The organism is Caulobacter sp. SRI_008, from assembly GCF_057586355.1.
Genome location: NZ_JBYCZS010000014.1, coordinates 53,644 through 71,602, shown reverse-complemented (window position 1 = coordinate 71,602; position 17,959 = coordinate 53,644). Strand labels below are relative to the sequence as shown.

The 17,959-nt window shown below is 66.9% G+C and carries 18 protein-coding genes; 7 read left to right on the top strand and 11 right to left on the bottom strand.

Going from position 1 to position 17,959, the window contains the following annotated elements; all coding sequences use genetic code 11:
* Window positions 1–329: 329 nt before the first annotated feature.
* The 5 genes from yihA to AC2YHT_RS14100 form a co-directional block, all read right to left on the bottom strand.
* Complete coding sequence (yihA, locus tag AC2YHT_RS14120; protein WP_487290420.1) at window positions 330–986, bottom strand: ribosome biogenesis GTP-binding protein YihA/YsxC; 657 nt, start codon at window positions 984–986, stop codon at window positions 330–332.
* A complete protein-coding gene (gene yidC / locus AC2YHT_RS14115; protein WP_487290419.1) occupies window positions 986–2,842 on the bottom strand; it encodes a membrane protein insertase YidC in 1,857 nt (618 codons plus the stop codon). The genes yihA and yidC overlap by 1 nt, the downstream gene beginning before the upstream one ends.
* A 7-nt stretch (window positions 2,843–2,849) precedes the next feature.
* Complete coding sequence (gene rnpA / locus AC2YHT_RS14110) at window positions 2,850–3,344, bottom strand: ribonuclease P protein component (RefSeq protein WP_487290418.1); 495 nt, start codon at window positions 3,342–3,344, stop codon at window positions 2,850–2,852.
* A gap of 112 nt (window positions 3,345–3,456) precedes the next feature.
* Window positions 3,457–3,591, bottom strand: coding sequence for a 50S ribosomal protein L34 (rpmH, locus tag AC2YHT_RS14105; protein WP_110118343.1), 135 nt, complete (start codon window positions 3,589–3,591; stop codon window positions 3,457–3,459).
* A 166-nt stretch (window positions 3,592–3,757) separates the two neighbouring features.
* A complete protein-coding gene (locus AC2YHT_RS14100) occupies window positions 3,758–4,486 on the bottom strand; it encodes a CPBP family glutamic-type intramembrane protease (protein WP_487290417.1) in 729 nt (242 codons plus the stop codon).
* A gap of 143 nt (window positions 4,487–4,629) precedes the next feature.
* Between AC2YHT_RS14100 and AC2YHT_RS14095 the strand changes: the two genes are divergently transcribed.
* Window positions 4,630–5,154: a hypothetical protein gene (locus AC2YHT_RS14095; protein ID WP_487290416.1), complete on the top strand. Its 525-nt coding sequence runs from the start codon at window positions 4,630–4,632 to the stop codon at window positions 5,152–5,154.
* 15 nt (window positions 5,155–5,169) lie between these two features.
* The gene (locus AC2YHT_RS14090) at window positions 5,170–5,301 is read left to right on the top strand and encodes a hypothetical protein (RefSeq protein ID WP_487290415.1); all 132 of its coding nucleotides are present in this window, start codon (window positions 5,170–5,172) and stop codon (window positions 5,299–5,301) included.
* 201 nt (window positions 5,302–5,502) lie between these two features.
* Here AC2YHT_RS14090 and AC2YHT_RS14085 read toward each other — a convergent pair whose 3' ends face one another.
* Complete coding sequence (locus AC2YHT_RS14085) at window positions 5,503–6,249, bottom strand: hypothetical protein (protein ID WP_487290414.1); 747 nt, start codon at window positions 6,247–6,249, stop codon at window positions 5,503–5,505.
* Between the two features lie 247 nt (window positions 6,250–6,496).
* Between AC2YHT_RS14085 and AC2YHT_RS14080 the strand changes: the two genes are divergently transcribed.
* Complete coding sequence (locus AC2YHT_RS14080; protein ID WP_487290413.1) at window positions 6,497–8,086, top strand: sensor histidine kinase; 1,590 nt, start codon at window positions 6,497–6,499, stop codon at window positions 8,084–8,086.
* A 3-nt stretch (window positions 8,087–8,089) separates the two neighbouring features.
* Here the strand turns inward: AC2YHT_RS14080 and AC2YHT_RS14075 are convergent, their stop codons facing one another.
* The 3 genes from AC2YHT_RS14075 to AC2YHT_RS14065 all read right to left on the bottom strand — a co-directional run bounded on the left by AC2YHT_RS14075 (window position 8,090) and on the right by AC2YHT_RS14065 (window position 11,499).
* Window positions 8,090–9,775, bottom strand: a complete 1,686-nt coding sequence (locus tag AC2YHT_RS14075) for a hypothetical protein (protein ID WP_487290412.1) — start codon at window positions 9,773–9,775, stop codon at window positions 8,090–8,092.
* Window positions 9,765–10,574 (bottom strand): hypothetical protein, encoded by an 810-nt coding sequence (locus AC2YHT_RS14070; protein WP_487290411.1) that lies wholly within the window; start codon window positions 10,572–10,574, stop codon window positions 9,765–9,767. The genes AC2YHT_RS14075 and AC2YHT_RS14070 overlap by 11 nt, the downstream gene beginning before the upstream one ends.
* Window positions 10,575–10,671: 97 nt before the next feature.
* The gene (locus AC2YHT_RS14065; protein WP_487290410.1) at window positions 10,672–11,499 is read right to left on the bottom strand and encodes a tetratricopeptide repeat protein; all 828 of its coding nucleotides are present in this window, start codon (window positions 11,497–11,499) and stop codon (window positions 10,672–10,674) included.
* 88 nt (window positions 11,500–11,587) lie between these two features.
* Between AC2YHT_RS14065 and AC2YHT_RS14060 the strand changes: the two genes are divergently transcribed.
* The 3 genes from AC2YHT_RS14060 to AC2YHT_RS14050 all read left to right on the top strand — a co-directional run bounded on the left by AC2YHT_RS14060 (window position 11,588) and on the right by AC2YHT_RS14050 (window position 15,033).
* Entirely contained in the window at window positions 11,588–13,009 is a 1,422-nt protein-coding gene (locus AC2YHT_RS14060) for a leucyl aminopeptidase family protein (protein ID WP_487290409.1), read from the top strand.
* Complete coding sequence (locus AC2YHT_RS14055) at window positions 13,009–13,845, top strand: C40 family peptidase (protein WP_487290408.1); 837 nt, start codon at window positions 13,009–13,011, stop codon at window positions 13,843–13,845. The genes AC2YHT_RS14060 and AC2YHT_RS14055 overlap by 1 nt, the downstream gene beginning before the upstream one ends.
* Before the next feature lie 858 nt (window positions 13,846–14,703).
* Window positions 14,704–15,033 (top strand): hypothetical protein, encoded by a 330-nt coding sequence (locus AC2YHT_RS14050; protein WP_487290407.1) that lies wholly within the window; start codon window positions 14,704–14,706, stop codon window positions 15,031–15,033.
* Window positions 15,034–15,252: 219 nt separating this feature from the next.
* Here AC2YHT_RS14050 and AC2YHT_RS14045 read toward each other — a convergent pair whose 3' ends face one another.
* Together AC2YHT_RS14045 and AC2YHT_RS14040 are read right to left on the bottom strand one after the other, a co-directional pair.
* Window positions 15,253–16,641: an RNA-binding domain-containing protein gene (locus tag AC2YHT_RS14045; protein ID WP_487290406.1), complete on the bottom strand. Its 1,389-nt coding sequence runs from the start codon at window positions 16,639–16,641 to the stop codon at window positions 15,253–15,255.
* The gene (locus tag AC2YHT_RS14040) at window positions 16,631–17,362 is read right to left on the bottom strand and encodes a DUF4062 domain-containing protein (RefSeq protein ID WP_487290405.1); all 732 of its coding nucleotides are present in this window, start codon (window positions 17,360–17,362) and stop codon (window positions 16,631–16,633) included. Before AC2YHT_RS14040 ends, AC2YHT_RS14045 begins: the two co-directional genes overlap by 11 nt.
* A 217-nt stretch (window positions 17,363–17,579) precedes the next feature.
* Here AC2YHT_RS14040 and AC2YHT_RS14035 point away from each other — a divergent pair, with 217 nt between their 5' ends.
* A complete protein-coding gene (locus tag AC2YHT_RS14035; RefSeq protein WP_487290497.1) occupies window positions 17,580–17,810 on the top strand; it encodes a DUF3732 domain-containing protein in 231 nt (76 codons plus the stop codon).
* Window positions 17,811–17,959 lie beyond the last annotated feature (149 nt).

The following is a 17,959-nucleotide window of genomic DNA, read 5'->3' as shown; positions in this document are numbered from 1 at the left end:
AAACATCCCCCACTTCGCGGCCGGGCATGACACCGGGTGACGCGCGTGTTTTTGTCGGGGCAGGGCATAGTTTCGCCACAACCTGGGGGCCAGAGAAGTTTCGGCGACAGTTTTATTGCGGATTTATGTAGCGGTGCGGATGATCCGTGCTCGGAACATCCAATCCCTCTCCCCTTGCGGGAGAGGGTGGCCCCACGAAGTGGGGTCGGGTGAGGGGTCGCACAAACGCAAAACGCCGCGACGGCCTTTCGGCTGTCGCGGCGTCTGATTTCTGAGAGACCCCTCATCCGACGCCTACGGCGCCACCTTCTCCCGCAAGGGGAGAAGGGTTAGCCCAGACACGTCCGCTGGATCTCGGCCCGCAGTTCGGGCAGGCCCAGGCCCTTCTCCGACGAGGTGGCCAGCACCCGCGGGAAGGCGGCCGGGCGCTTGGCGACGGCCTTGGTGGTTTCCTCGACGACCTTCTCGACTTCCGCCGGCTTGATCTTGTCGGCCTTGGTCAGGACGATCTGGTAGGAGACCGCCGAGATGTCGAGGGCGTCGAGCGCCTCGGCGTCGACCTTCTTCAGCCCGTGGCGGGCGTCGATCAGCAGGTAGACCCGCTTGAGGTTGGGCCGACCGCGCAGGAACTGGCGGCCCAGGTCCTGGAACTTGCTGGCCGTCGAGCGCGAGACGCGCGCGAAGCCGTAGCCCGGAAGGTCGACCAGACGCAGCTTCTCGGCCAGCAGGAAGAAGTTGATCTCCCGCGTGCGGCCCGGCTCGTTGGAGGCGCGGGCCAGGTACTTCTGGCCGACCAGACCGTTGATCAGGCTCGACTTGCCGACGTTGGAGCGGCCAGCGAAGGCCACTTCCGGCAGGTCGGAGGGCGGCAGGCCGTCCATGCGGACGGCCCCCATCATGAACGAGACCGGCTGGGCGAAGAGCACCCGCGCCGCCTCGATCTCGTCCTCGCTGAAGATCGGGTCCGGAGTGATCGGATCGGTCATCAGGTCGCCGTCGCGGTCTGCTTGCCGGTCAGGCGAGCCACGATCTGGTCGATCGGGTTGTCGACCTTGTAGCGGCGCATGATGATGTACTGCTGGATGATGGTCAGGACGTTCGACCAGCACCAGTAGATCACCAGGCCCACCGCGAACTGCGACAGGGTGAACATGAAGATCAGCGGGAAGAACTGGAAGATCTTCTGCTGCATCGGGTCGCCGGCCGGCGGGTTCATCGCCGTGGTCAGCCACATGGTGAAGCCGTACAGCAGCGGCCAGACGCCGATGTGCAGGGGACCGCCCAGGAAGTTGCCGATCAGCGGGGCCGTCGCCGGATCCCACGGGATCAGGCCGAACAGGTTCATGAACGTCGTCGGGTCACGCGCGGACAGATCCTGGATCCAGCCGAAGAACGGCGCGTGGCGCATTTCGATCGTGACCGTCAGCACCTTGTACAGCGAGTAGAACACCGGGATCTGGATCAGCATGGGCACGCAGCCCATGAACGGGTTGATCTTCTCCTTGGCGTACAGCGCCATGGTTTCCTGCTGCAGCTTGGCCGGGTCTTCCTTGTTCTTGGCCTTCAGCTTTTCGACCTCGGGGGCGATCTTCTTCATCTTGGCCATGGACTCGTAGCTCTTGTCCGCCAGCGGATAGAGCAGGAGCTTCAGGGTCACGGTCAGCAGCATGATGGCGATGCCGAAGTTGCCGACCAGCTTGTAGAAGATCTCCAGCACGTTGAAGATCGGACGGGTGATCAGGGCGAACATGCCCCAGTCCACGGCGTCGTCGAAGCGCGGGATGTCGGCCTTGCGCTTGTCCCAGAAGGCCCAGCCGTTGGGAGCGTTGCCTGCGTACTCGTACTGGCGCAGCAGCGGCACGGTCTTGGCGCCGGCGAACAGGCGGGTGGTCTCGGTCAGGGTCTGGCCGGGGGCCAGGGCGCGCGCCGCGGCGGTGTAGTTGGCCTCGTAGACGTCGACGCCGGAGACGGGCGTGACCTTGTAGCGGGCCGTGATGGCCTCGTCCTGGCTCGGGATCAGGGCCGCCAGCCAGTACTTGTCGGTGATGCCGGTCCAGCCGCCCTTGGAGGAGAACTCCTGCAGCGGCTTCTTCTTTTTCCAGTCCTGGTACTTGGCCTGCTTCAGCTCGTAGCCGTCCTGGCCCAGGATGCCGATGCCGCCCTCGTGGACGATGTGGTTCTTGCCCAGATCGGTGGGGATGCCCCAGCGCTGCACCGAGGCGTAGGGCGCCAGGGTCAGGGTCTGACCGCCCTGGTTCTTGACGCTGTCGGACACCGTGAACATGGCGTCGGCGTCGACCGAGAGCGTGCGGGTGAAGATCAGGCCCTGGCCGTTGTCATGCGTCAGCACGACCGGCGAGCCGGGGCGCAAGGTCGCGCCGGCCGGAGCGGTCCAGACGGTGTTGGCGTCCGGCAGGCCCGCCGGGTTGGCGCCGGCCCAGCCGAATTCGGCGAAGAAGGCGTTCTCGGCGCCGGTCGGGCGCAGCAGCTCGACGGGCGGGGCGTTCTTCTTGGTGGTCTGGCCGTAGCGCTTGAGCCACAGGTCGTCGATCCGCGCGCCCTTCAGGGCGATCGAGCCGGCCAGGGCTGGGGTGTCGACGGCGATCCGCGGGCTGGCGGCCTTGGCGACGTCGCGCGACAGCTTGATCGGCTGGGGCGAGCCGTCCGGACCGACGGTCATGCCGGGAGGCGCGACGGCGGCCTGGGCCTCGGCGGCCTTCTTGGCGCGGGCGGCTTCTTCCATCTTCTTCTGGTTCGGGCCCAGCACGAAGAATTGGTAGCCGAGAAGGATCGCGAACGCGCTGACGATGAAGACCAGCGTGTTCTTGTTGTCGTTCTGCATGGATGACTTAACCGGGATCGGAGGGCTTCGACGCAGGCGCGTGCGAAGAGGGTGAGGCGGGCGCGGCAGGGGCAGATGGAGAGGGATGTCTCCCCCCGCGGTCTATTTCGGCCGCGAGGCTTATCAGCGCGGCTTTTACATCGTCAAGCAAACGCCCCCAGGGCCGCGAGCGCGTACCGCCGCGGGCGATGAACACATAGTCGCAACCGGGCCGTCCATGAAGGGGCAGAAGGAGCCTCGCGGCCTCGCGCAGGCGTCTTTTCGCGCGATTGCGCTCCACCGAGCCGCCGACCTTCTTGGAAGCGGTGAAGCCGACGCGGATCAGGGCGTCGTCGTCGCCTCGCGGGCGCAGCTGCATGAAGACGGCGCCGCGCGACAGCGAGGGGGCCTTGGCGGCCTTCAGGAAGTCGGCGCGCACCTTGATGCGCTCGATCTTCGGGCCCCTGGGGTCGGGCGCGAGAGGTTCGGCCAGGGGGGCGGCGGAAACCTGGGAATCGGTCATGAAAAAAGCCGCCCTTTCCGGCGCAGGCTGGAGGCCTGGTTCTGGGAAGGGGCGGCTTTTGTCATGTCGTACGATCCTGCCGGAGCAGGAAAGAAGAGCGGGAGACCCGCTCTTAGGCCGTCAGGCGCTTGCGGCCCTTGGCGCGACGACGCGCGACGATCTTTTGGCCGTTCTTGGTGGCCATACGCGTGCGGTAGCCGTGACGGCGGGCTCGCACGAGCTTCGACGGCTGGAATGTCCGCTTCACGACGTGGCTCCGAATTACAATAGCGTTGACGCGGACAACCTTGCGGCCGCCGCGAGTGAGGGGCGGTGGATAAGCGAGCCGGCCGGGGATGTCAACCGCGCAAAGCGCCGGAAGCTGAGTCAGGGCAAGGGGTTGGTCCCCTACCCTCTCGCCCCCCCCTCTCGCCCTACCCTCTGGCCGCGCCCAGCAGCACCAGCGCGAAGATCGACCAGTCCAGGGTAATGTGGGCGATCAGCGAGGACCAGAGGCTGCGGGTCAGCAGATAGGGGACGGTCAGCGCCAGCCGCGAGACGCCGATGACCAGCAGCACCTGGGCCAGGTTCCAGCCGTAGGTCGACAGGTGCAGCAGGCCGAAGATCACGGCCGACAGGATCCAGGCGGCCAGCACCGAAGACCGCAGGGCCAGGCCGAACCGGCGATGGAACAGCGCCAGAAGCGCCAGGAACGGCAGGATGGTGATCAGCTCCTCGCCCAGCAGCTGCGGCGCGGTGCCGGCGATGAAGACGACGCGCTCCCAGCCGTCCAGCCGCGTGAGCAGACCCGCGACCGGATTGACGGCGGCGACGCCGGCCTTGGTGAAGACCAGGGCGACCGCGCTCGACAGTAGCAGGGCGAGGGGAACGGTCAGCAGGCCGGCCAGCACGTCGGTCAAGGTGAGGCGCGGGAACAGCGCCGTCCAGCCGCGTCCAGGGGCCGCCCTCAGCGCCAGCAGCGGCATGGCGGCGAACAGCACCGGCCCGGCCAGCGCCATCGGGCTGCCCGGCGCGCGCGCCAGAAGCATCAGCGCCGCGAAGCCTGCGACGCAGCTTCCCAGCACCATGGCCCACCACCCGGCCGACAGGCCTTCGGGCGCGGCGCGGATGTAGGGAAAGTCTCGCGGGGCTGGCCCAGCCATGATCGAAGCTCCACTGCGCGGGCGACTATGGCGACGCTTCGCCATGGCTGTATAGCGCTCGCTCCTCGCCCTGCGATGGATGGGCAGAAATCGCGGCCCGCTGCTGCTATCACCGACCGGTCGGCGCAACGGGAGCCTGCTTCGTGGACCTGCTGAAGATCTTGAGGAGCTTCGAGGAACTGCTCTTCGAAGCCATGACCTGGCTCTACTTCTATCCGCGCACCATGCTGCGGATCGTCAGCCGGCCGATGACGGCCATGGCCTATTCCGACCGCGAGGAGGGCCAGCCCGAGGACCTGCGCTACGACGACGCGCTGAGCCCGCCGGTGCTGCTGATCATCACCCTGGTGATCGCCAACGCCATCGGCTGGGCGGTCCACGTTCCCCAGCCGGCCAACGCCCCGCCGCTGGCCAAGGCGCTCTACGGCTCCCAGCAGAACCTGCTGATGTTCCGCTGCCTGCTGTTTGGCCTCACGCCGCTGGTCGTGACCCTGACCCGGCTGCGCAAGCAGGGCGTGGCGATTTCGCGCCAGACCCTGCGACGGCCGTTCTACGCCCAGTGCTATCTGGCCTCGCCGGTGGCGCTTTGCGTGTCGCTGGGGCTGATGGCCGTGCAGCGCGGGACCCCGGCCCTGGTCGGAGCCGGCGCGGCGGTGATCCTGGCCTAGACCGTCTGGCTGATCGTGGCCCAGACCCGCTGGCTGTCGCGGCATCTGTCGATCCCGCCGGCCCGCGCGGCCGTGACCGCCATCGCGGCCCTGGCGCGCGCCCTCTTCTACATGCTGCTGATCCTGATCCCGCTGGCTCTGGCCTGAAGCTCAGCTCCCGGGTCGACCGACATTCACCGGCCTGAGCTCATTTTTCACCGAGCATCCCCGCGAAGGCGGGGACCCAAGCCGAGGTTGAAATCGGTCCACGGTCGCGCCTCATCCTGAAATCCAGCTTGGATCCCCGCCTTCGCGGGGAAACACGGATTTGAAGGTCGCGAACAGCCGAGTGTCGATCCGCCCTAAGGGTCAGTACGGCTCGATCGAGCGGACCTGGCCGTCCGACGAGGCGAAGCAGCGGGAGCGATAGGGACCGGTGGCCATGGTCAGTTCCCAGTCGCCGCGCCCCAGGTCGCGAACGCTGATCGGCACGCTTGAGCCGGCGGGGCGGTTCTGGAACGCGTCGGCCCGGCGCGAACAGGCGTCCTGGGCCGCGCGCGGCGCCTGACGGACATAGCGGGTGTTGGCGTAGCGGCGGTTGTCGCGTTCGGACTGCCCGGCCAGGAAGCCCTCGTGATAGCCCTCGGTCTCGTGCCGGTCGTCATAGTCGGAGCCGTAGAGGGCCGCCTGGTAGCCGCGCTCGTAGTCGTCGTCATGGGCGCGGTCGGCGTCGCCATGCTTCTGCTTGTGAGCCGCCAGGGCGGCGGCCAGGCCGACGATGGCCACGCCCGCCACAACGGCGGCGGCCTTGGAATCCGAGCTCTTCTTGCGGCACAGGTTGCGGGCCTCGACGATGGTCAGGTAGCGGCCGTCGCGGGTGGTGACCTGGACGCAGTCGTCGCCGCGCCGCCAGTAGCTCCACTTGGCGCTGCCGCCCTCGTCCACATGATCGAACTCATAGCCCCGCCGCTGCAGCTCGCTTTCGCCGCCCGCCGCCCGGGCGCCGATCAGGTCGCGCAGGTCGCCGGGGATCTGGGCCCAGGCGGGCGGAACCGCGCTTGCTGAGACGAGCGCGGCGAGCGCGACGGCGGCGGCGATCCGGCGGCGAACGGACATGGCGTTTCCCTGGGGCTGTGGCGACCACTTCGGGTTGAACCATGGCGCATGGCGCTCGCAAAGGTCATTCACGCGCAGAGGCCGACAAAAGGTCGCGGCGCCGAACCGAAGATTTCCGGCGCCGCGTTAAACGGCGGTCAAACATGCCCGCGCTAAGGTCGCGCTTCTTCCTTTCGCGGCCCGCACAGGCCTCCAGGAGCGCCTCGTGCCGCAGCGTCCGGATCCTCGTTCAACCTCACGGACACCGGTGTCGTCGCCGGCGTCCAACGAGAACGGAGGCTGGCGGCGCTATCGGCATCTGAAGGTCGAGGCGGCGCTGTTCCTGCTGATCGCGGTGACCTTCGCCGCGGTGCTGGGCAAGGGCGCCCTCACCCGCCAGAGCCTGGCCCTGACGCCGCAGTCGGACCAGGTGATCGCCTACGCCTTCTCCGACGCCGAGACCGGCGGCCGCTCCAGCGTCACCCCCGATCCGCACCGGCAGATGGCCTGGCGCTGCGACATCCGGGCGGCCGTCACCTATCCTTACTGCGGCTACGGCCTGCAGCTGACCACCGGCGGCGCGAGCAAGGGGCTCGATTTCACCCGCTACCAGAGCATCACCCTGCGGCTGACCTACAAGGGCGGCGGCGACCGGCTGAAGCTGCAAGTCAAGACCGCCCCGCAGGCGGCCTTGCGTGGCAAGGTCGGCGACCAGGACGTGCCGCTGGTCCTGGAATTCCCGGTCGATCCGGGCGCCAACGAGATCCGCCTGCCGCTGGACCGCCTGACCGCCGAGGGCTGGTGGGTCAGCAGCCATGGCGTATCGCCCCGCGACGCCGCTCCGAACCTGGCCGACGTGCGAGCCATCGCCATCACCACCGACGACGCCGCGCCCGGCCCGCTGACCGTGTCGCTCGACGAGATCGACCTCGAGGGCGTCTCGCTGTCGGACGGCCAGTGGTACCTGATCATCCTGGGCGCCTGGCTGGTGGTGACCGGCGGCTTTCTGGTCGGACGCCTGCTGGGCATGCGCCGCGAGTTCGAGACCCGCCAGCGCCGCCAGGCCGAAGAGGCCCGGGTGATGGGCGAGGCCCGCGCCGCCGCCGAAGCCGCCAACGCCGCCAAGTCGCAGTTCCTGGGCCACATGAGCCATGAGCTGCGCACGCCGCTGAACGCGGTGATCGGCTACAGCTACTGGCTCAGCCGCGGCGCGCTGGACGACAGGCAGCGCACGGCCGTCGACGCCATCCGCTCCAGCGGCGAGCACCTGCTGGCGATGATCAGCGACATCCTCGACATCGCTAAGATCGAGGCCGGGCGGCTCGACCTCCAGCCCGCCGCCTTCGACCTGCGCGCCTGCCTGGACGAGATCGACCAGATGTTCCGCCTGCGGGCCGAGGAGAAGGGCCTGGCCTTCGCCGTCGACCTGGCGGCCGACGCCCCGCGCACCATCGTCGCCGACCCCAAGCGCCTGCGCCAGGTGCTGATCAACCTGCTGGGCAATGCGGTGAAGTTCACCGACCAGGGCCGGGTGTCGTTGAGCGTCGAAAGCCTCGAGCCCGAAGCGGGCGGCGAGGCCCGCCTGCGCTTCACCGTCGAAGACACCGGCGTCGGCGTCGCCCCCGACCAGCTGGACGCGGTCTTCCGCCCCTTCGAACAGGTCGGCGACCCCGCCCGCCACGTCGGCGGCACCGGCCTTGGCCTCAGCATCACCCGCCAGATCGTCGAAACCATGGGCGGCGAGATCCACCTGGACAGCACGCCGGGCCTGGGCAGCCGGTTCGTGGTGGAGGCTCCGGTGGGGGTGGAGGCGGCGATCGCGGCGCCCGTGAAGCGTCTGGCTTCGCCGCGAGGTTAGAGGCTAACTTCGCGGCGAAGCCTTGGAGGACAATTTCGGACCAAGCGAACCGCCCATTCGCTCCTTGAAATAAGCTCGCACGACCGCAACGGAACGCCGCCTCACGGATGGTCCACCCGCATCAATGGCCAAGACAAGCACCCTCGAGCTTTCCAGCGGATGAAGGTAGCCGCTAGGGATCTTGAGCGTGAAGGCGACCTGCGTCTCGTCAAAGCCGATGAGCGAGATATCGAGTCCGCCGTGCTGGACAAGATCGGGCGCCGCAAGCATCTCGGCGAGTCCGGTGCCGTCGCGACCATTCACCCGCCCCAGTTCCAGAGCCTGCCGCACCAGCGCCGCGATATAGAGGGAGCGCGAGGGGCCGGACATCGTCCGTGCGATCCGTCGCACCTGGTGGCCGACCGTCAACCAGGGGCCCCATGAATTCGGATTGAGCCAACGAAGGTCCTGCAGGTTGAGAAGCAACCTCCCCTCGACGGCCAACGCCCAGAGAATAGTGCCCGCGTCCGCCTGTTCACTGACGAGGATAGGCGTGTCGGGATTGATCCCTATCGCGGCATACGGCAAGGGCGGCGGCCGCATCATCGGCAGTTCGGGTTCGACCCGAATGTCCAAGTGCTGCGTCGCCCCCCACATCCGCAAATCCAAGCCCGAGACCGTGTGCAGCCTCCACCTATTGGCGTCAAGAATCCGACGGACGGCCTTGAGATAACTCTCATCGCGATACAGGGGCTCGCTCCACAATAGGACCGCAGCGCCAAAGGCCGGCCAGCCCCCCTCGGGACCCACCGCGAACTCGCCGGTGCCGGGAAAGGCCAGGCCCGCGCCCAGCCCCGAGAACACGTCTCCTCGACCATCTCCCAATCTGAACCCGTCCTCAACATGCAGTCCCAGCTTCCAGGCTCTACTGAAAAGCTGGAACCACGCCGCCTCGGGATCGGCGGCATCCCCGCGGGTGCTGATAAAAGTCCAGAGTTCCCCATGGTCAATTATCTCATCGAGCTGTAGCCATTCGGCGCTGGCGAAGGTCACCAGATTCCGCATCGACACCGAGAACAGCGTCTCCCTGCGAAGCGAGTTGATACCCCCCGAAAGCGGCGTCAGGATCGTTTTGGACTGAGAGCGTTCTTCGATAGCGCTGGAAATAGCGCGGAAACGATCCTCCCTGCCATCCACGCCGATGATGCGGATGAAGTCTCCGAAGTGCGGAAAAGACCTGTACTCGGCCTCGTCACGACACAACCCGATAACGAGCTTGGCCCCCTCGAAATCTCGGCTGGCCGCCAGGAACCGGGCCTCCTCCCCCGGCCCGAAGACCTCGTTGCGGAAGAACATTGACGCGGCCTGTCGCCGGTAGCTGAATTCGAGATTCGGGTCCTGAAACAGGATCAAGGCGCCGAAATCGCGGTCCGGCTCGGGCTCCGGCTCGATATCGAGCACGGGCTCCAGCTCGGCCTCCACCTCGTCCAGCAGCGTGAGCGCGTCCGTCCGCACCTTGCTGCGATCCAACCCAGTGAACGCCATCCCCCGCAGGTCCTGGCCGCGCAAATCCGCGCCGTCCATGCGCGTGCCGATGTACATGCTCGCAGGATCGAGGCCCGCGATTCCGGCCAATTCACGCAGATCGTCGGTCTCGGCGAGCAGCACGCGCGCCACCGCCGACAGCCAGGACTCGCCCTCAGACGGCATCGGCGAACGTCATCACCAGAACCAGCTCCGCAAAGGGGTCGCTCATGTCGCCGGCGACCAGCCCTTCCTCCGAAAGCAGGGTGCGGATGGCGGCCTCGGCGGCCAGTTCGCGGTTCCGGCCGATCTTGCCCAGGAGCCCGCCCGTCAGCACCACGTTACTGATCTCCAGGTCCTCACGCAGACAACGCACCTCGACCCGAACCGCGCCCGGAAGGCTTCGCGAGCCGGCGGGACGCCCGTCCTTGATCTCCCCGCGCGGCGCCTTCTTGGCGTCCCATGGCCGCCCCGACAGCACGGTCTCGCCGAGCTCCGGCACGATGATCCAGCGCCGCTGCCCTTCGCCGGTGTTCATCTGCGTCACGCCCAGGCCCTTGTAGGCGCGGCTGGCGCTCACCGTGCAGTCCTTGCTGGCGGCGAGGGCCATATTCGCCTCGGCGCTCGCCTTGGCCTGAACGCCCGCAACCGACGCCCCGCCCTGTCCGTCCAGGGCCAAACCCACCTTCTTGCTGACCTTGGCCTTGGTCTCGACCTTGCCGACAACCTGACCGGTGGTCTCGCGAGGAACGGACTCGCCGCCGATATGGGCGGGCTCGTGCAGCGGCACGACGACGATCACCTCGGCGCGCCTAAGGCCCAGCCTGAACCGCACCCCGGACGGATCGCCGCCGCCGATGCGGCCGACGCCGAAGACGACGTCGACATGCAGGTCGGCCTTGGCCCGTCCCTGCTCCAGGGCCGCGTGCCAGGCCTCGACGCTCACCACGTCGGCCAGGGCTCTACGTCGATTGCTGTCGGGCACGTCTCCCTCCGAATGCCGGAAGCGTGCCGCACGATCCACCTAAGGTCGAGCCGGAAATCTCGCCATCGACGACGGCGATCTCAGTTGGGCGAGAGCCTCAGCTCCCCGCCTTCACCGCTTCCCACGTGCGGGTGCCGCCGCCCTGGCCCAGCGCGGCGCGGAGCCAGGCGAGGTTGTTGTCGACGACTTGGGGCGGGAGGTCCTGGCGGGCCAGTTTCTCGGCTTCGTCGACGCGGCCTTGCAGGCCGACGACGAGGGCCAGGTTTTGGCGGATCTGGATGGTCGAGGACGGCAGGGTCGCGGCCTTGCGCAGCAGGGCCTCGGCGCCGGGCAGGTCGCCATGACCGGCCAGGTACATGGCCAGGTTCGCCGCCGGGGCGGCCTCGTTGGGGGCCAGGGCGACGGCCTGGCGGTGGGCGGCGAGCGCCTCGTCGTCGCGCTTGGACTGTTCGTAGGCGACGCCCAGCAGGGTCAGCGGACGCCAGTCGCGCGGAGCGGCGGCGGCGGCGGCCTTGGCCGGCTCGATGGCGAAGAAGCCCTCGCCGCGGGCCACCTGCACGCGGGCGGACTCCAGCAGGGCTTCCTGGTCGTTCGGCGTGGCGACCAGCACGCGGCCGACCGCGTCGGCGGCCTCGTCGTAGCGGCCTAGGGTGCGCAGGGCCTGGGACAGGCCCACACCGGCTTCAGCGTCGCGCGGATCGGCCTCGACCTCGGCGCTCCAGAAGGCGGCGCGGGCCAGGGGCTCCATGCGGCGGACCTCGGCGCGCTCGGCGGGACTGGCCTTGCGGCGCGCGGGGGCCGGAGCAGAGGCGGACACCTCGCTCGCCGTGGGGGCCTTGCCCTTGTCGGCGGCGAACGCCGGGACGGCGGCCAGCAGCAGAACGGGTGCGAGAACGGTTGCGAGCAGGGCGGGCTTGCGACACATGAAAGGGCAGTCTCCGGAGAGGTAGGGTCGAGCATCGCCCGGCCCCCTCAAGGAATCGTTAAGCATAAATCCGCGAAAGCCCCGGCCCATGACCGAACCCCTGATCGCCGCCTCCTCGCGCGGCGCCGCCGACGGCCCCGTGATCCCGGTGCACGCCCTCTACGAAGACGAGGTCGCGGCGTTCCTGGAGGCCCGCCCCAGCTTCGTGCGCGGCTTCGCCAAACTGTCGGACTTCAGCGGCAAGGCCGGCCAGGTGGTGGTCGCCCCAACCCCGGAAGGCGCCCTGGACCGCGTGCTGTTCGGCCTGGGGCAAAGGGTTTCCAAGGGGATTAAGGCCGACGCCATGGCCTTCCGCGCCCTGCCGGCCAAGCTGCCGGCCGGCGACTATCGCCTGCACGCGACGCCGGAGGGGCTCGACGCCGGCCAGATCGCTCTCGCCTTCGCCCTGGGGACCTATCGCTTCGACCGCTTCAAGGCCCGAGGCGCCGACGGCGCGCGACGCCTTGTCGCGGCCGAGGGCGTCGATCTTTCCGAGGTCTCGGCCATCGCCCACGCCTGCGCCCTGGCGCGCGACATGGTCAATAGCCCGGCCAACGCCATGGGTCCGCGCCAGATCGAAACCATCGCCCGCGAGATCGCCGAACAGTTCGGCGCCAGCTTCTCCGCCATCGTCGGCGACGACCTGCTGACCGAAGGCTATCCCGCCGTCCACGCCGTGGGCCGCGCCGCCGTGCCCGAGCGCGCGCCGCGCATGCTGGAGCTGCAGTGGGGCGACGAAAAGCACCCGGTGGTGGCCCTGGTCGGCAAGGGCGTGGTGTTCGACACCGGCGGCCTCGACATCAAGCCCTCGGCCGGCATGCGGCTGATGAAGAAGGACATGGGCGGCGCCGCCCACGCCCTGGCGCTCGCCCGCATGGTGATGGCCGCCAGGCTGCCGGTGCGACTGGTGGTGCTGGTCCCGGTGGTCGAGAACGCCATCGCCGGCGACGCCATGCGGCCGGGCGACGTGCTCGACAGCCGCGCCGGCCTGACCATCGAGGTCGGCAACACCGACGCCGAGGGCCGCCTGATCCTGGCCGACGCCCTGACCCGCGCGGCCGAGCATTCGCCGGCCCTGACCATCGACCTGGCCACCCTGACCGGCGCCGCGCGCGTGGCCCTGGGCCCGCAGGTGATCCCGTTCTACACCCCCGACGACGCCCTGGCCGGCCAGATCGAGGCCGGCGCCCGCGCCGCTTCGGACCCCGTCTGGCGCATGCCGCTGTGGGACGGCTACCGCGAGGCGCTGGAAAGCGACATCGCCGACCTGAAGAACGATCCCGACGCCTGGGCCCAGGCCGGCTCGGTGACCGCCGCCCTGTTCCTGCAACGCTTCGCCCCGACGACGGGCGCGTGGGTGCACCTCGACATCTACGCCTGGAACCCCAAGGGCGCCGCCGGCCGGCCCAGCGGCGGCGAGGCCCAGGCCATCCGCGGCCTCTACGCCATGCTGAAGAGCAAGTTCGCCTGATGGCTCCGGATCGCCGCCTCACCCTGGCCCGCCCGGACCTCGCCGACCTGGCCCTGGAAGGCCTGGTCGCCGCCGAGCGCTACGACGCCCCCAAGGCCCGCCAGGTCGCCGCGCCCACGGCCGCCCTGCGCAAGGCCCCCGCGCCGGACGCCGAGCAGGAAAGCCAGCTGCTGTTCGGCGAGCGCTTTGCGGTGCTCGACGCCAAGGACGGCTTCGCCTGGGGCCAGGCGGCGCGCGACGGCTATGTGGGCTGGGTGGCGGAGGCCGAGCTCGCGCCCCTGGGCGAGCCCGCGACCCACCAGGTGGCGAGCCTGCGCACCTATGCGTTCAGCGCGCCGGACATCAAGTCGCGGCCCGTGGGCCTCTATTCCCTGAACGCCCTGGTCACGGTCGAGGCCCGCGAAGGCCGCTTCGCCAAGGGCGCGGGAACCGGCTGGTTCATCGAGGCGCATCTGGCCCCCATCGGCCTGGCGACCGCCCCCGATCCGGCCGCCACGGCCCTGTCCTTCCTGGGCGCGCCCTACCAGTGGGGCGGGCGGGAAAGCCTGGGGCTGGACTGCTCGGGCCTGGTGCAGCAGGCCCTGGCCGCTTCAGGCAAGGCCGTCCCGCGCGACACCGACATGCAGTTCTCGTTCCTCCAGCCGATCGACGAGGCCGAGCGCCGGCGCGGCGACCTCGTGTTCTGGAAAGGCCACGTGGCGATCCTGCTCGACCCCGACACCATCGTCCACGCCAACGCCCACCACATGGCCGTGGCCGTGGAGCCCCTTGCCGAAGCCGTGGCGCGCATCGAGGCGGCGGGGGTGGGACTGCCGACGGGGTGGCGGCGGGTTTAGGGGCGGCTCGCCGACCTCGATCGGTCGTTGCAACCGGACGAACCGTGCGTCGCCGAAGGGCCGAAGGCGGTCATGCAGATTGGGCGCTCTGACTGCTTAGCGCCATTTGCGCCGTTGGCACGCCTCCGGAAACTGGACATACCGAGCGTGCGCTCAGCTTCGTTCAACCTCCGCCCGTTTCCGCATTGCCGGACGGTCAGGTACGAAACGGTACGTTGGACAGCCGCACCTCGACGTTTTCGTATCCTTTGTGGCGCAGGTAAATCTGAACGCTCTGGCGGGTTAGCGCCTGATCGTGGCCGGGGCCGATTGTCACCCGGCGAAGCGGCAGGGTTTGGCCTGAGACGGGCATCTTCAGGAACGGTGCCAAAACGTTGCGCGACACCCGAAAACATACATCACTACGTACGGTCTGGTGCTGGATCTGGTCCGACCCAGATGCTCGCTGTCACGGCCGTTTGGGGCAAAAGCAGTACGGCGTCGACGTCTTCGGAAACCCTGCGAATGCTCCCGGCCAAACGTTCGGCGTGCAGTGCAAGGGCAAGAATGCGAACTACGGCTCCTTCGCAACGGTCGAGGAGTTCGACGCCGAACTGGCCAAGGCTGACCTCTTCAGCCCCCCCTTGCATGGGACCTTCGTAACGACGGCACCCGACGACGGCCCTCTCCAACGCCATGCCCAGGCAGTTTCCTGGCGCCCCCCGGCAGACGTCCTGCTCGATAGAGGTGGAGCGGTCGCCATTTTCCAACTTCCTCGGCATTCGCGTTTGACCCTAGCGCGACGCCCTACACGTACAACTTGCGAAAGTCGTTTTGTACGTTAACTTCGCTGCAAACAGGTCGGCAGCGGGGACTGGGATGGCTGTTTGGCGCGCGCGTGTGAAATTGCCGGCGGCAACGGATACGGCGATCCGTGACTTCGCGATCAGGAACAGCAAGAAGCTCAAGGATGCTGTCCAAGAGATGATCAATGATGGGATCGAAACCATTCGCAGGGATGGCGCGTCCTACATCTTCACCTACCCTGCAGTGTGGGAAGCAAGCGAGTGTCCTGAAGTCGAGTACGTGCTCGATGACAACTACAAGGTGGAAGTCGAGAGCCTTACCGCTTCGGTGACGGGTAAGGGCAAGCTCGGAAAGGCCTTGGCGGAGACGATCCTGATCGGCGCCCGTCTGCGACGGTTGTAGAGATCGAAAAATACGTAGCGAACGCTCAGGTCGCCAAGCTCGGTTCTGGCGTTTGAAATTCGATCCTTGGATGTCCGGATGATGTCCGAATTTGATCGCAACAAGCTTTGACCTAGCCTCACGACACCAACAAACGCTCTAATTTTCAACAACATCCCGCGCACAGCCCAGAGATGCCGAGCGCATAAAATGTCCGGTTGATGTCCGGTTCAGCCCAGGTCAGTTGCGAATATCGGTGCGGCGATAGACGGTGGTCGCGCCGCCCCCTTCGCGGACCAGCAATCCTGCCTCTTCGAGCTCGACGAGGTCGCGACGCGCTTGACGCTCCGACACGCCCGCGGCGTATCGCTCGTGATAGAGCCCAGGGCTCAACCTTTCTCCGGTGCGCATGTTCTCAAGCAACGATTGTTGGCGATGGTTCCAATCGCCCGTCATGCCGCCAGGTGCGTTGAACAGGGTCAATGTAACGCCGGTGGCCCGATCTTCCCACTTGGGGTTGGGCAGCCCATGGGCACGGCACGCATCGACGATCCGACGGGTGCCTCGGCCGGCGCGATCCATCAGGTCACGGATCCGGAAAACATTGGCGATGTCGGGATTGACCGGGATCGACGGATGTACCTTACGCAGGTCGATCGGCTTGAGGCCGCCCGGCAAGCGGCCCGAGTTCCAGATCTCAAGACGATCGGGATAGAGCGATGCCGACATCCCCCCCGAGAAGCTGGAGTAGTCGCGATGCGCCAGGGCGTTGACCAAGCCTTCGCGAATGGCCCAGAACGGATACTCCGAGCGGTTGCTACGGCGCAAATCGCCTTCGCGAAAACGGGCCTGGACCTGCAGGTTGCGCACGAGAGCAGCGTAAAGCTCATCGAGAACCTTGATCACCGGCCCCTCGAACCAGCGGTCATCGTTGTACTCGGCGCCGCCTTTATCCGTGGCGAAGCTGATAAAATGCGCACGGACCTGCGGGATACGCCGCGCCGGGCGCGCCCCGAAGACCACGTCGCAGCCGTTGGTCAATCCGCTACCGCCTAGGCAACCCAGTTCGCGCAGGACACTTTCTTGATCGTCTGGGGTCTTGAATTGATGACGTCCGCTCTTGAGCGCGTCGTTGATGGTGTTTTGGATCTCTTCGGTATCCAGATCGTCGAACATGAGTTCGGACGAAGGACGTCGCTCCCAGCGCGTCGGCTCGATGCTGCGTTCAAGAACCATAGAACGTAGCTCTTCGGCGGACGCCGCGCGGGTGATCGGGCCTTTGCGAAGATACATCCGGCCATCGACGACGTAGGGGCCGTCACGTCCCACTGGGACCTCGATCACGATCACCGCCAAATCGTCGTCGCGCTCGACCGACATCTGAAATGGCGCATTCGGCGTCACGGCCGCTTGGAGCTGACGTTCCAGCTTGGAGAGCTTCTGCTCGGCGTCATCGACGCCGACCACTCGCCCCTCGTCATCGACACCACAGAGGATGACCCCGCCGTTGGTGTTGAGAAAGCCGCAGATCGTGCGCGCGAGCATCTCGGGTGAGGCCAAGGTCGTCTTGAACTCCGTGGTCGCGCCCTCGCCCCCTCTTACCAGTTTCAGAATGGCGTCATTGATCATCGGCTGCGCCCTTGATCGCCTTATTCTTCACGGCCGCGACGTCCTTGAAATTCTCCTCCAGGAAACTCTCCACCTCCTGGTATCGATGGAACTGCGCATTGGCGAACAACAGCCCGTCCTCGGTGCTGACAAACTTCTGGGCCCAATTACCGGCGGGCTTGCCGAGCTTCACCTCGTCTCGCGTGGCGTCCTCATACATGTCGATAACTCGCAGATCGTCGATCACAGCGCCCTTCTTCAGCTTCAGCCTAGCCCGCTTTGCACGGGTCTCGAAGGTCTGCTTTGGCTTGGGTTTGTCCTTGGCTTTAACCTCACGCTCGCCCCCCTCCTTAGCGGGCTCGTCGTCCAACTCGAGCTCCAATCCTCTCAGAAACTGGCGCGCAAAAACGACATCGTGGTGGGCCAGCACCCATCGCGGCTTATTGAGTTCGATCGCTAGCAGGAGTTCCTGGTGTGTGATGGACAGCTCGCCCGGAAGCGTACCGGTTCCATACTGCTTGGTGATGAAGCTCAGGAAGATATCGCAATCACGAACAGCCTGGAGACAGTCCTCAAAGGCGTGACGGTTTGAGAAGGTCTGAACCGTGCCGCGATGCGACATCCAGACCTCATAGCCGAATTTCGTCAGCGAGGCGTAGATGAGATTGAGGAGGTCCTCCACGCCATAAACGGTGGACGAAACGAGGATGGTCAGCTTCTTGCGTTTAGGGGTGCGGGCCATTCGGTCTGATCATTCTTTTCGCGCCCATCGCCTCGACCGTCGAGACACTCAAACGAGTCCTCAAGACACGAATAGGTTGAATACGAAGTACAACGAAAAACTGTCAAGTTTCAGCGCGAAAACCCCATCAACAAGGGGGGAAGCAAGCGTCGAGAGGTTCTCCCCTCACACAGCCATCGATCGTATGGCCGGCCTCGAGCCGCGGCCGTGACGAGACCTGCAGCCCACACATCGGCCATGCGTCCCGACGCCCCCAAAGGACGTCCAGGCCGTACGCTCCGTGTTCCGCGTGCTTGGCGACGAAGTGACCGCCGCCGAAGGACGCCTGCAAATTATCGTCCTGGACCATGCTGGTGAAGAGATTTGGGGCCGATTGCAGGGTGTCGAATTGATCGATGATTGGCACGACAACGCCTTGGTTCCTGAGCATTGGCCATCGCAGGCGTGATTGAAACCCTATCGCCAACTGAGCTCAGGCTCCTCCGGGAAGTCCGAGTATTCGACCCGGATGCTGACCTTCCTAACGTCGCAAAAGAGTCACGAGCGGACCTCGACCATCCACCACAGGTCGCGTCGGAAAGCTGGAGCCGTTGCCGA

Excerpts from the sequence above, each read along its gene's own strand:
- yidC (WP_487290419.1), bottom strand. The coding sequence starts at position 2,842 with ATGCAGAACGACAACAAGAACACGCTGGTCTTCATCGTCAGCGCGTTC.
- AC2YHT_RS14055 (WP_487290408.1), top strand. The coding sequence starts at position 13,009 with ATGGCTCCGGATCGCCGCCTCACCCTGGCCCGCCCGGACCTCGCCGAC.
- AC2YHT_RS14065 (WP_487290410.1), bottom strand. The coding sequence starts at position 11,499 with ATGTGTCGCAAGCCCGCCCTGCTCGCAACCGTTCTCGCACCCGTTCTG.
- AC2YHT_RS14100 (WP_487290417.1), bottom strand. The coding sequence starts at position 4,486 with ATGGCTGGGCCAGCCCCGCGAGACTTTCCCTACATCCGCGCCGCGCCC.
- AC2YHT_RS14060 (WP_487290409.1), top strand. The coding sequence starts at position 11,588 with ATGACCGAACCCCTGATCGCCGCCTCCTCGCGCGGCGCCGCCGACGGC.
- yihA (WP_487290420.1), bottom strand. The coding sequence starts at position 986 with ATGACCGATCCGATCACTCCGGACCCGATCTTCAGCGAGGACGAGATC.
- rnpA (WP_487290418.1), bottom strand. The coding sequence starts at position 3,344 with ATGACCGATTCCCAGGTTTCCGCCGCCCCCCTGGCCGAACCTCTCGCG.
- AC2YHT_RS14045 (WP_487290406.1), bottom strand. The coding sequence starts at position 16,641 with ATGATCAATGACGCCATTCTGAAACTGGTAAGAGGGGGCGAGGGCGCG.
- AC2YHT_RS14085 (WP_487290414.1), bottom strand. The coding sequence starts at position 6,249 with ATGTCCGTTCGCCGCCGGATCGCCGCCGCCGTCGCGCTCGCCGCGCTC.
- AC2YHT_RS14050 (WP_487290407.1), top strand. The coding sequence starts at position 14,704 with ATGGCTGTTTGGCGCGCGCGTGTGAAATTGCCGGCGGCAACGGATACG.
- AC2YHT_RS14075 (WP_487290412.1), bottom strand. The coding sequence starts at position 9,775 with ATGCCGTCTGAGGGCGAGTCCTGGCTGTCGGCGGTGGCGCGCGTGCTG.
- AC2YHT_RS14040 (WP_487290405.1), bottom strand. The coding sequence starts at position 17,362 with ATGGCCCGCACCCCTAAACGCAAGAAGCTGACCATCCTCGTTTCGTCC.